At 63.3% G+C, this 10964-nt stretch carries 14 protein-coding genes; 6 read left to right on the top strand and 8 right to left on the bottom strand.

All coding sequences use genetic code 11. The annotated features are described in order from the left end of the window. Positions 1-80: 80 nt before the first annotated feature. A complete protein-coding gene (locus Har1129_RS07480; protein WP_151100088.1) occupies positions 81-686 on the top strand; it encodes a molybdenum cofactor guanylyltransferase in 606 nt (201 codons plus the stop codon). Between the two features lie 26 nt (positions 687-712). On the opposite strand, the gene yqeC is transcribed toward Har1129_RS07480, so the two are convergent. Next, on the bottom strand, positions 713-1432 hold the full coding sequence (yqeC, locus tag Har1129_RS07475) for a selenium cofactor biosynthesis protein YqeC (protein ID WP_151100087.1): 720 nt from the start codon (positions 1430-1432) through the stop codon (positions 713-715). A gap of 108 nt (positions 1433-1540) precedes the next feature. Between yqeC and moaA the strand changes: the two genes are divergently transcribed. Genes moaA through Har1129_RS07460 form a run of 3 tightly spaced genes read left to right on the top strand, consistent with a single transcriptional unit; the run spans position 1541 to position 4827 of the window. Next, on the top strand, positions 1541-2623 hold the full coding sequence (gene moaA / locus Har1129_RS07470) for a GTP 3',8-cyclase MoaA (protein WP_151100086.1): 1083 nt from the start codon (positions 1541-1543) through the stop codon (positions 2621-2623). Positions 2624-2674: 51 nt separating this feature from the next. Beyond that, on the top strand, positions 2675-3760 hold the full coding sequence (locus Har1129_RS07465; RefSeq protein WP_151100085.1) for a putative sulfate/molybdate transporter: 1086 nt from the start codon (positions 2675-2677) through the stop codon (positions 3758-3760). Positions 3761-3813: 53 nt separating this feature from the next. Beyond that, a complete protein-coding gene (locus tag Har1129_RS07460; protein ID WP_151100084.1) occupies positions 3814-4827 on the top strand; it encodes a bifunctional oligoribonuclease/PAP phosphatase NrnA in 1014 nt (337 codons plus the stop codon). A gap of 9 nt (positions 4828-4836) precedes the next feature. On the opposite strand, the gene Har1129_RS07455 is transcribed toward Har1129_RS07460, so the two are convergent. Next, positions 4837-6759: a beta-CASP ribonuclease aCPSF1 gene (locus Har1129_RS07455; protein WP_151100083.1), complete on the bottom strand. Its 1923-nt coding sequence runs from the start codon at positions 6757-6759 to the stop codon at positions 4837-4839. A gap of 174 nt (positions 6760-6933) precedes the next feature. Here Har1129_RS07455 and Har1129_RS07450 point away from each other — a divergent pair, with 174 nt between their 5' ends. Next, positions 6934-7113, top strand: a complete 180-nt coding sequence (locus tag Har1129_RS07450; protein ID WP_151100082.1) for a DUF5786 family protein — start codon at positions 6934-6936, stop codon at positions 7111-7113. Between the two features lie 24 nt (positions 7114-7137). Here Har1129_RS07450 and Har1129_RS07445 read toward each other — a convergent pair whose 3' ends face one another. From Har1129_RS07445 to Har1129_RS20525, 3 genes are all read right to left on the bottom strand, one after another. Continuing rightward, positions 7138-7476 carry a glutaredoxin gene (locus Har1129_RS07445; protein ID WP_151100081.1) on the bottom strand — a complete coding sequence of 113 codons (339 nt, stop codon included), beginning with the start codon at positions 7474-7476 and terminating at the stop codon, positions 7138-7140. Between the two features lie 72 nt (positions 7477-7548). Beyond that, the gene (locus tag Har1129_RS07440; protein WP_151100080.1) at positions 7549-7791 is read right to left on the bottom strand and encodes a BolA/IbaG family iron-sulfur metabolism protein; all 243 of its coding nucleotides are present in this window, start codon (positions 7789-7791) and stop codon (positions 7549-7551) included. A 55-nt stretch (positions 7792-7846) separates the two neighbouring features. Then, positions 7847-8023, bottom strand: a complete 177-nt coding sequence (locus tag Har1129_RS20525) for a hypothetical protein (RefSeq protein ID WP_191906122.1) — start codon at positions 8021-8023, stop codon at positions 7847-7849. 79 nt (positions 8024-8102) lie between these two features. Here Har1129_RS20525 and Har1129_RS07435 point away from each other — a divergent pair, with 79 nt between their 5' ends. Continuing rightward, on the top strand, positions 8103-8486 hold the full coding sequence (locus Har1129_RS07435) for a DUF393 domain-containing protein (protein WP_151100079.1): 384 nt from the start codon (positions 8103-8105) through the stop codon (positions 8484-8486). 9 nt (positions 8487-8495) lie between these two features. On the opposite strand, the gene Har1129_RS07430 is transcribed toward Har1129_RS07435, so the two are convergent. From Har1129_RS07430 to Har1129_RS07420, 3 genes are all read right to left on the bottom strand, one after another. Continuing rightward, complete coding sequence (locus tag Har1129_RS07430; RefSeq protein ID WP_151100078.1) at positions 8496-9953, bottom strand: lipase maturation factor family protein; 1458 nt, start codon at positions 9951-9953, stop codon at positions 8496-8498. 80 nt (positions 9954-10033) lie between these two features. Further along, the gene (locus Har1129_RS07425; protein WP_151100077.1) at positions 10034-10444 is read right to left on the bottom strand and encodes a CoA-binding protein; all 411 of its coding nucleotides are present in this window, start codon (positions 10442-10444) and stop codon (positions 10034-10036) included. Positions 10445-10489: 45 nt separating this feature from the next. Further along, the gene (locus Har1129_RS07420; RefSeq protein ID WP_008313286.1) at positions 10490-10864 is read right to left on the bottom strand and encodes a helix-turn-helix domain-containing protein; all 375 of its coding nucleotides are present in this window, start codon (positions 10862-10864) and stop codon (positions 10490-10492) included. Between the last annotated feature and the right edge of the window lie 100 nt (positions 10865-10964).

The raw sequence follows: 10964 nt of genomic DNA, 5'->3' as shown, positions 1-10964 counted from the left end.
TTCTACCGGCTGTCGACTAAAGGATTACCCACAGCAATCAGGCACGAAGCGCCTTTCTACCAGACCCGAGAAGTCAGGGTATGCGCGCAGGAGTGATTGTCGCAGGCGGCCGGTCGACGCGATTTGGAGACAGCGACAAGGCCGTCGCCGACCTCGCGGGGACACCGATGATCCGCCGTGTCGCCGACCGGCTGGGTCAGGCCGTCGACGAACTCGTCGTGAACTGCCGCGAAGATCAGGTCGAGGCTATTGGAGTGGCGCTATCGGATCACGTACTCGACCCGACGTTCGCACTCGACGAGGACCCCGACCAAGGACCGATGGCGGGCATCGCGACCGGGCTGGAGGCCGTCGACAGCGAATACGCCGCCGTGGTGGCCTGTGATATGCCGTCCGTCGATCCCGAATTCGTCGATTATCTGTTCGAACGGGCGGCGTCCCACGAGGCCGCGGTCCCGCGCCCGGACGAGTGGTTCCAGACGACACAGGCAGTGTACCACACCGATTCGATGCGGGACGCCTGCCGGCGAGCGTTGGAGCGCGGCGAGCACAAAATCGTCGAGCCGCTGTTCGACCTCGATTACGTCGTCGTCGAGCGCGAGGAGATCCTCGAACACACCACGCCTGCGACCTTCGAGAACCTCAACACTCACGAGGAGTTCGAGGCCGCGGCCGAGCGGTTTTGAAAGATGGCGGCTGTTGTCGCCCGTTCTCAGATGACCGCCACCAGCGGGTCCTCGGCCCGCATCTCGGCGAGGACGACCCGCGGAACGTCGGCCCGCTCGTGAACCGCCTCGGCGACGGCCCGCGCGCTCGCTTCGAGTTCGTCGTCGTCGACCATGTTGAGCAGCGGAACCGCAGTCGCGTCGGCTGGCACGTCTTTGAGCCCGCCGCGGTCGCTGGCGAGCACCGCCGCGACATCTCGCGGTTGAATTTCGTCACCGGAGTCAAGCCCGGTAATCGCGGCCACCTCGTCGACCCGGTGGACGATGTCGTCAGTCAGCGCCCGACCGACGACATGTGCGCTGGCGATGGGAACGACCGTCGATGCCGTCGAGGGTAGCTGTGGCTCGCGGTCGCTCGGCGCTTTGAACTCCCGCATCCGCGCGCCGTCGGCTTTCACCAGAATCGGGTGGTCGATGTCGGCGAGGTCGGCAACGGTTTCCGGGTCGTAGCCGCGGTAGCGGTCCGGCCGCTCCTGTGCCGGGACGACGCCCAGCGGCCACGTTGACGCCCCGTCGATTGCCGTCCGCGGAGTCTCTGTCACCACGACTTCCTTGACCCACCCGTCGAAAATCGGAATCCGGACCGTCGCGGTGACGACGGCGCGGTCGAGCCGACGTGCGAGCGTCGCCATCGTCGTTTTCTTGCCGCCAGCGCCGACGAAACAGGTCGTTCCCCGCCACGCGTCTAGCGCGTCGACGATGTCCATACGCACTGAACGGCGGTATTCGGATTAACCGTTACCCCGCTGATTGGGTGTCCGGACCGGGTCAGTCACGCCATTTAAGAGGATGTGCTGTGAATAGTTAGCAAGGAAATGCTCGAAGACGACTTCGGTCGCGAGGTGTCCGGCGTCCGCGTCTCCCTTACCGACCGGTGTAACTTCGACTGCGTCTACTGCCACAACGAGGGGCTGGGAGACACACGCGGCCCGATGGAGGCACAGGACGACGAACTCACCGCCGACACTATCGTCGCCTTCCTCGAAGTCGCCGCCGAGTTCGGCGTCGACTCGGTGAAGTTCACGGGCGGAGAGCCGATGCTCCGGGAGGACTTAGAGGAAATCGTCAGGCGCGCCCCCGACGAGATGGAGGTGTCGATGACCACGAACGGCACCTTCCTCCCCGGCCGCGCCCCGGACCTCGTCGACGCTGGTCTTGCGCGGGTCAACGTCTCGCAGGACGCACTGGATAGTGAGGCCTTCGCCGAGCTGACCCAGAGCGGGGCCTACGACCGCGTCCTCGAAGGCGTCGAAGCGGCACTGGACGCCGGCCTCGAACCGGTGAAGCTCAACATGGTCGTGTTCGAGCCGACCGCCGGCTACGTCCCGAAAATGGTCGATCACGTCGCCGAGAACCCCGGCCTCCAGCTCCAGCTCATCGAATATATGCCGGAACTGGCCGGCCATCCGGAGTGGGCCATCGACATCGACCGCGTTCACAACTGGCTGGAAGACCGCGCCGACACGGTCGAACACCGGGAGATGCACGACCGCAAGCGCTACTGGATACACAGCAGCGAGGAGGCCGCCGATACCGGGACCACTGCCACTTCGCTGGCCGCATCCGACGGCGGCGTGCGGACCGAGCCGGTCAACAACGAGAACAGTGGGATGGTCGAAATCGTCGATCCCGTCGGCAACGAGAACTTCTGTGCGAACTGCCACCGCGTGCGGCTCACCCACGACGGCTATCTCAAGGGCTGTCTGAACCGCAACGACGACCTGCGGGACATCGGCACGACCAAGGAGTCGATGCGGGCCGCGTTCCGTGAGACGGTCGACACCCGCGTCCCCTACTACGGCGAGTACATGGTCGAGACCGAGGACGGCGAGTGGGAGATTAACGAGGCGTACATCGACACCGACGGGGACCGTGCGCCCTACGAGTACTCCGAGTAGCGCCCGGCCCGGCCAAACGCTCTTACTGTTCCGTCGTGAAATCCTGTCAGGATGAGCGTCCCGTTCCGCGACTGGACGACGGTTTCGCTGTCGTGGAACGAACTGACCGGCGCAGTCGGTGATTCGGCGACGGTACTCCCGGTCGTCGTCGCCGTCGCCGTTCTCACGGAACTCTCGCTCCCGGTCATGCTCGTCTGGTTCGGTATTTTTCAGGTCGTCTGGGGACTGTACTACGGAGTCCCCATCTCCATCGAGCCGATGAAGGCCTTCGCCGCACTGGTCATCGCCGGGACCATCTCCACCGGCGAACTGGTCGTCGCGGGGCTTTTGCTGGCCGGTATCCTGCTCGTGCTCGGAACGACGCAGTCGCTCGGAACGGTCAATCGGTACGTCGACGATACCGTCGTCCGGGGAATCCAACTCGGCGTCGCGCTGGTCCTGCTAGAGACAGGCATCGGTCTCGGACTCAGCGATCCGCGGCTCGTGGCCGTCGCTGTCGGTGTGGTGGCCGTACTCGCCGTTCTGGGCCACGGCGGGCAGAGCGCCTTCGCCGTTTTCGTCCTCGGAGTGGTCCTCGCCCTCGCGGAGACCGGGGTGCCGACGCCGGCTGTCCCCGCCGTCGACGCTATGTTCATGCTCCCGACCATGACGGTGTCGGTACAGACGGTGGAAGCCGTCCTCGCCCAGATTGCGGTCACAGTCGGCAACGCTGCGCTCGCCACGTCAGTCTTGCTCGCGGACTACTTCGACCGGGACGTGTCTGCGGACCAGCTCTCGAACAGTATGGGACTGATGAATCTTGCTGCGGTTCCCTTCGGCGCGTTCCCGATGTGTCACGGGAGCGGCGGCGTCGCCGGGAAGTACGCCTTCGGTGCCAGAACGCCCGGCGCGAACCTGATACTCGGCGCAGGCTACGTGCTGACTGCGTTCCTCGCCGTCGGCGTCATCGCGGCCTATCCGACGGCGCTGCTCGGCGTCATTCTAGTCCTCATCGCGCTCCAGCTGGGCTGGACCGGCGTTTCCAGAACGGACGACATCGTGGTCGTCGCGGCAATCGGCCTCCTCGGCGTCCTCGTCAACCTCGGCCTCGCGTTCGTCCTCGGCGTCCTCGTCCAACAGCTGCGTGCCCGGTTGTGACGGGCCACATCCCCCACACGCTTGTATCAGGAGCCCGAAGCGTCGGGTGATAGATGCGCCCCGCAACGGAACTCGAAAACCTACTCGGAGAGGGGGAGTCGCTCACCATTGTCTGTCACAACAACCCAGACCCCGACTGTCTGGCCAGCGCGCTCGCGCTCGGCCGTATCGCCGCCGCCGTCGGCATCGATGAGCGGCGAATCCTCTACAGCGGCGAGATATCCCACCAGCAGAACCGCTCGTTCGTCAATCTGCTCGAGATGGACATTCAGGAGTTCGACGCGGCCGACGTGACCGGCCGGGACTCTCTGGAACTGCTCGCCTTCGTCGATCACTCGATTCCGGGGTCGAACAACCGGGTCCCCGAAGACATCTCGGTCGACATCGTCATCGACCACCATCCCGCCGAGGACATCACAGCTCGGTTCGTCGACCACCGGGTAGAGATCGGGGCGACGGCGACGATACTGACCGAGTACCTGCGGGACCTCGACATCGAACTCGACGACCGTCTGGCGACGGCGCTACTGTTCGCGATTCGACGCGAGACACTGGGCTTTCTTCGCGGCGTGACGCCTGATGAGTACGGAGCCGCCGGCTTTCTGACGGACGCGGCCGATTCAGACCTGTTGCGACAGCTCTCCTCGCCATCGGTCAGCGGTGCAACTGTCGACGCAATCGCGGACGCAATCGAGAACCGGACGGTCCGTGGCTCGGTACTGATATCTCACGTCGGACGGACGCCGGAACGGGACGCGCTGCCGCAGGCGGCCGACTATCTGGCGACGCTTGAGGGCGTCGATACGGCCATCGTTTTCGGTATCGTCGAGGACACCATCCAACTCAGCGCCCGCTCAACGGACTCTCGGGTCCATATCGGCGACGTGCTGAACAGTTCTCTGGACGACGTCGGGAGCGCCGGCGGCCACCGAGAGATGGCTGGCGGTGAAGTGCCACTCGGTATTTTCGCCGACTACACGAGCGATGACACCGTGCTCGTCGACATCGTCGAGCAGGTAATCTCGGCTCGGCTGTTTGCCGGATTGAACCTCTCAGAAGAGAGCTGAGGCCGGCGCTCAGGAGAGCCGGAACGTTTCGAGGTTCTTCGGGTTGTGGGTCCGCATGTTGAATTTCTGGTACAGCGCAGAGGACAGTTGGTTGGTCGTGGACGCGTCGCCGTGGACACAGAGGATCTTCTCCGGTCGCGGGTGCATCGTCTCGACGAACGACTCCAGGCCCTGCCGGTCGGCGTGGCCGGAGAAGCCGTCGACCGTCTCCACGTTGAGTTTGAGGCTCACCCGTTCGGCCCGTGGCCCGCTCGTGTCGCCGAGCGTGATCTCGTCTTGGCCGCGCTGGATCTGCCGACCGAGCGTCCCCTCGGCCTGATAGCCGACAAAGGCCATCGTGCTGTCCGGGTCACTGCCCAGCAGTCGGAGCCATGACATCACTGGGCCGCCGGTGACCATCCCGGAGGTGGTCAGGATGATCGCTGGCCCTTCATCGGTGATGTCACGCCGCATCTCGTCGCCGCCGTCGACCTGCTCGAACTGCTCGGCGAGGAACGGGTTCTCGTCCTCGTACAGGATGCGCTGACGGAGGTCGTCCCGGAGGTACTCCGGATACGCGGTGTGGATGGCCGTCGCCTCCCGGATCATTCCGTCGAGGTACACCGGCATCGTCGGGATATCACCCTCCCGCATCGCTTCTTCGAGGACGAGCATGAGTTCTTGAGACCGCCCGACGGCGAAGGCCGGAATCAGGATTTTGCCGTCCTTCTCGTGGGCCTCGTTGATGACGTCCCTGAGGACCCGCTCGGAGTCGGACTGGTCGGTCTGGTAGTCGTTTTTGCCGCCGTAGGTCGACTCAAGCACGAGTGTCTCCACCCGCGGGAAATCGTTGACAGCGCCGTCGAGCAGGCGGGTGTCCTTGTAGTGGATGTCTCCGGAGAAAGCGACGTTGTACCGACCCTCGCCGATATGGAAGTGACACACGGCCGACCCGAGGATGTGGCCGGCATTGTGCATCGTGAGTTTGATATCCGGCGCGATGTCGGTGACGTTGCCAAACTCCAGTGGAATCGTGTGTTTCAGCGCGTCCCGGACCTGCTGGCTCTCGTAGGGCGGGGTGCGACCTTCTTTCGAGGCCACATCCAGATAATCCAGCTGGAGCAGACCCATCAGGTCCCGCGTTGGCGCAGTCGTGTAGATCGGCCCGTCATAGCCGTACTTGAACAGGATGGGAATGAGCGCAGAGTGGTCGAGGTGCGCGTGGGTCAGGACGACGGCATCGAGGGAGTTCGGCCCCGCGGCGAGCGCTTCGGGTGCTTGGAGATACGGGACCTCGCCCTCGGCACCGGGCTTGTCGCCGCAGTCGATGAGGATGCGGGATTCCGGCGTCGAGAGGATGAAGGCGGCGCGCCCGACCTCACGACAGCAGCCCAGCGTCGTGAGTCGCACCCAGTCCTCGTCGCTCGTAGTGGGGCGGTTGATCTGGCGACCGACACGCTGGAGGATGTCCCGCCGTTCCTCGCGTTCCTGCTTGAGGTAGTTCCGGACGTTCGAGACGGTCGAGGACTCCATCGGCGGCGTGCGGACGACCTCAGGGGTCCAGCCGACAGAGGCCGAGATTTCGTCCAGCGTCGCGCCGTGACGGCCGATGACGCGGCCGGGTTTCTCGGCCTCGATGAACACTTCGCCGGTCTGGCGGTCGAAATCCAGATTCTGGACGCCAGCGTCCTCGGGAATCGTCTGCGTGATTCGAGCCTCGGCCTCGTTCGGCGGGACCAGCGCGTCCTGTGTGGGCCGAACGTTGATCCGTTTTCGAAGCGTCTGGGCGAGGTTCCGGACGATACCGTCGCGGTTGGCGACCGTCTGTGCGTCCGGCGTGTAAATGACCAGTTCCGGCCCCTCGAAAGCGACGGACTCGATTTCGATGTCGTCCGGTGTCTCTTCTTCGACCTGTGCTTTAATTCGATCAAGTGTCTCGTCTGCGGAACTCATAAGTTTGGAGATGGGAGGCCCGATAGCCGTCGGAAAACCACGGCCCTCAATTGCCGTTATCTAGCGGGAGTGCAAGCATGGTAAAGAACCTTTGCTTGTCTCGTTATGTCACCGTAGGGTCGTGTCTCGACAGGAACCGGCGAATTTTAGTGTGAGACTGCGAGTTGTATTTGTATGGGCTTTGGTAGCTACGATGAATCCGAACAGAAGGACAACGACGTAGACGCAGACGACAGCGAGGGCGTTGCTGTCCACGAGAACGACCACGACGGGTCGGTCTCCTTCGATACGGAGGCCTCGACGAGCGACCTCGTCGACAAGCTCGGCGACATGAAAGACGAAGACGAAGAGTAACGCCGCCAGCGCTCCTGACCGCTGTTATTGGCCGACTTTTTCAGCGAGTTCGCCGCGTTCGTGCAGCTGTTCGAGGATGTCGCTGCCGCCGATGAACTCTCCGTCGACAAACGTCTGTGGGATCGTCTCGCGTCCGCTGTGGCGTTCTAAGGCCTCCCGATAGGCGTCGGTCGCCTTGAGTACGTCCACTGTTTCGATGTCGTCGCGGTGCTGTTGCAGCAATCCGAGGGCCTTCTTCGAGTAGCCACACTGTGGCATCAGCTCGTTGCCTTTCATGAACAGGACAACCTCGTTGTCCTCGATGACGGTGTCTACCTGATTCGTGACCTCTTCCGGGGAAAGTTCTTCGGGCTCGAATGCCATACCCTCACTAACGGCGTCGGCAATAAAGGCGTACCGACGGGGCAAACAAGGCCACGCCCTCGGGATACACGGCTACTCGGCTTCCGCAGGTGTCAGCGTCGTCAGCTCGATGGCATGGATATCTCGCGTGAGATGGTCCCCCAGCGCGTCGTGGACGAGCTGGTGCTGGTCGACCAGCGGCTCGCCTTCGAACGCCGGCGAAACCACGCGTACGGCGTAGTGTTTGTCATCGTCTGGGTCCCGCGGTGTGGTGACCGTCGCCTGTGCCTCCGGAAGCGCTTCCTCGATGAGTTCGGCGACCGCATCCTCGTCCATACCCGCTCTCAAGAGAGCGGTGGGCAAAACAGTTGGCGTCCCGGCCATGCCGTTGTCACCAGTCGGGCGACAACTCCTGACTGATACCGATCCCGAGGGCAGCCAGCCCCAGAAATGCGAGCACGACCCCGCCGACCCAGACGCCCGAGACTGAGGCCCCGAGTTGGACCATCCAGAGGCCGGCCATCAGAGCCAGCCCGCCGGCCACGACCAGTGTGACGAACCGCTCCATGTCCGTGCCTCCGGTGACCGGCTGTAAATTCCTGCCGGCTGAACCACAGGTGTTTGTGCCCCGGGTACGTAGATCGCATATGAGCGATGCAACGCTCGTCTACGACGACGACTGCGGCTTCTGTACGTGGTGGGCGGACTTCATCGACGAGCGGTCCGACCTCGAAATCGTCGGCTTCTCGGAGCTCGACGATGACCTGTTGGAGCGACTGCCAGACGACTACGAATCCTGTTCGCATCTGGTGACCGAGGGAGACGTGTATTCCTGTGGCGAATCCATCGAAACCGCGCTCACCTACACAGACATGGGCAAGCCGGCGCGGCCGCTAGTTTCGTTTTTCCGGCAGTTCGAGGACTACGAGCGGTTCCGCGAGCGAGCCTATCGGCAGGTCGCCGATAACCGTTCGAAGTGGGGGAAGGTCATGTCGAAAACGCCGCCAGCGCGCAGGGACGACTCGGACTGACGAACCGTCTCAGACTCTGACCAGTCGCAGGTCGCCCTCGTCAACTGGGCTGACGTAGGTGCCGACACGTTCACGCTTCCACCACTGACCGGTCTCGCGGCGTTCTTCGGGCGTCGTGAATCGATACCGATAGCGGACCGCGCGAATGTGCGTTGGTGTGGTCTCCGCAAATGGCACAGAAGCGAGGAGGTCCTCGGTAGCCTCATCGCCAGCCAGTAGCCGGTCTATCAGCGCGAGAAACCATGGACTCCGGCGCGGCGAAGGGGCCATCGCCGCGAACCACAGCTGCCAGTCCAGCCGGTAGTGGTAGGGCGCGACCTGCCGCGGCCGCTGTGTGGGGTCCGTGGGCTTGCCTTTGAACTCGTAGGTCCGCCACTCCGTGTCGGCTGTGACGACATCGTCGGTGGTTCCTTGGACGACAATCTCATAGCGGTCGCGGGTGATCGAGCCGAACGCGCCGTAGGTGTTGACTAACCGAAGCGGGTCGAAGGCGGTGTTCATCACCTGCTGCTCCGAGAGGATGTTCCGGACCGGGTCGATACTCCTCCAAACGACGACCACCGCGAGTACCACCGACAGCGCCTGCAGATACAGCGGCGGCGCGCTCATCTTCGGTGCAGCGACGGGGAGTATCGACGTGAGGACGCCGTCGCTGAACGTCGCGATGGCCTGAACGATGGTAAGGGCGTTGAGCCACGAGAAGTTCCCAGTCAACATGAGCCAGCCCTGAAAGCCGATGGTCGCCACCCCCGCTACTGACGCCCACGGCTGTGGCGCGAAGTAGAGGAACGGCACAGCGACCTCGACGACGTGGTTTCCCAGCACCTCTAGCCGGTGGAACCGGTCGGGCAGGTGGTGGGCGTACCAGCTCACTGGGTTCGGTATCGGCTGCGTTTCGTAGTGGTAGTCCAGCGCAGTGAGGTCCCGCCAGCAGTCGTCCCCGCGCAGTTTGATGAGCCCAGCCCCGAACATATTGCGGAACAGCACCCATTTGAGGAGCCACACGACAGCGACCGGTGGCCCTGCTGCCCCCGCGCCGAGAAACGCCGCGAGGAAGCCGGTCTCCAGCAGCATCGACTCCCAGCCGTAGCCGTAGAAGGTCTGGCCGGCGTTGACAAAGGAAAGGTACAGCGCCCACAGCAGGAGCCACAGCAGCATCGACGCCGGAACCGCGTACGGAGCCGGGAGCCACGACGGGAACCCGACGAACGCGAGCAGTGAGAGCCCGACGCCGACCCAAGCCGTGACCCCGATTACGCGGTCGCTCGGATAGAGATGGAACAGACTGGGGCGGTCACGGAACGCGTGGCGCTCGACGTACTGCTGAATCGGGAGCAGGCCGTCCTCGCCCGCGAGCGGCCGGAACTGTGTGGCTGCGACGAGGAACGCCAGCAGGTAAATGACCGCCAACGCCCGGTGAAATAGAACCCGGACGAGCCAGTACGCCTCTGGCTCCCACGGCAGCATACTCCGGATGTGGCCCAGCCACGGACTAAACCGTATCGGGCGATGGTCTCGTCAGCCGCGGCCAGCCGTCAGCTGCCAATTCAGGACATCAGTTGCTGGTGGGTCGGCTTCATACAGCGGTCCTGAACGACGCGTCGGCCGGCCGCTTCAGCGCGTTCGACGGCCTCGTCGTCGTGGATGCCGAGTTGGAGCCAGATGACGGCGTCGTCGTCACGTTCCAGTGCCGCATCGACGATGTCGCTGACCTCGTCGCTGGGCCTGAATACGTCGACGATGTCTATCTCACCGGGGACCTCCGATAGGGAGTCGTACGCCTTCTGCCCGAATATCTCGTCAGCGAAGGGATTGACCGGAATCACTTCGTACCCCTGTGTGTTGAGGTACTTCGGGATCTCGTGGGCGTCCTTGCCGGGGCTGGTCGAACAGCCGACGACGGCGACGCGGTCCAATTCGAGAATCTCGCGGAGTTCGTCGTCTGAATCAACGGGCATACACGGAAGTTCGCCGGGCAGCAACAAAAGCGATTGCCTGCGGACCTACTCCGTGGGCTCGTCGGCCTCTGTCGGTTCCTGCAGGTAGGTCTGGCCCCACGCCGCCATTTCGGTGATCACGGACTCCAATGACTCGCCGTGTTCGGTTAGCGAGTAATTGACGCGAAACGGCTGTTCGTTGATGACTTCCCGGTCGACGAGCCCTTTCTCTTGTAGGTCTTCGAGGCTGTCAGAGAGCACTTTGGAAGAAATCCCATCGACGTTCTCTTTGAGTTCGTTAAAGCCTGAGGGCCCGTTATCAAGCAATCGGTGGATGATAACTGGGTGCCACTTCTTCCCGATAAGGGAAGCCGTCGTGGTTATGGGGCACCACTCTTCGCCAGCACACCAGACAGAGAGCTTCTCCGGTGAATCGCTCATATCTTGTCTGGATTTCGGCTGCGGCCGGCTAATAACTACCCCTGCGCAGGCAGCTGGCATCCATTGTGTGAGACTTCCCTCAAGATACGCAGTGGACTCT

Origin of the sequence: Haloarcula sp. CBA1129, assembly GCF_008729015.1 — an archaeon.
Lineage (GTDB): Archaea > Halobacteriota > Halobacteria > Halobacteriales > Haloarculaceae > Haloarcula.
This window is presented reverse-complemented; position numbering and strand designations above follow the sequence as displayed.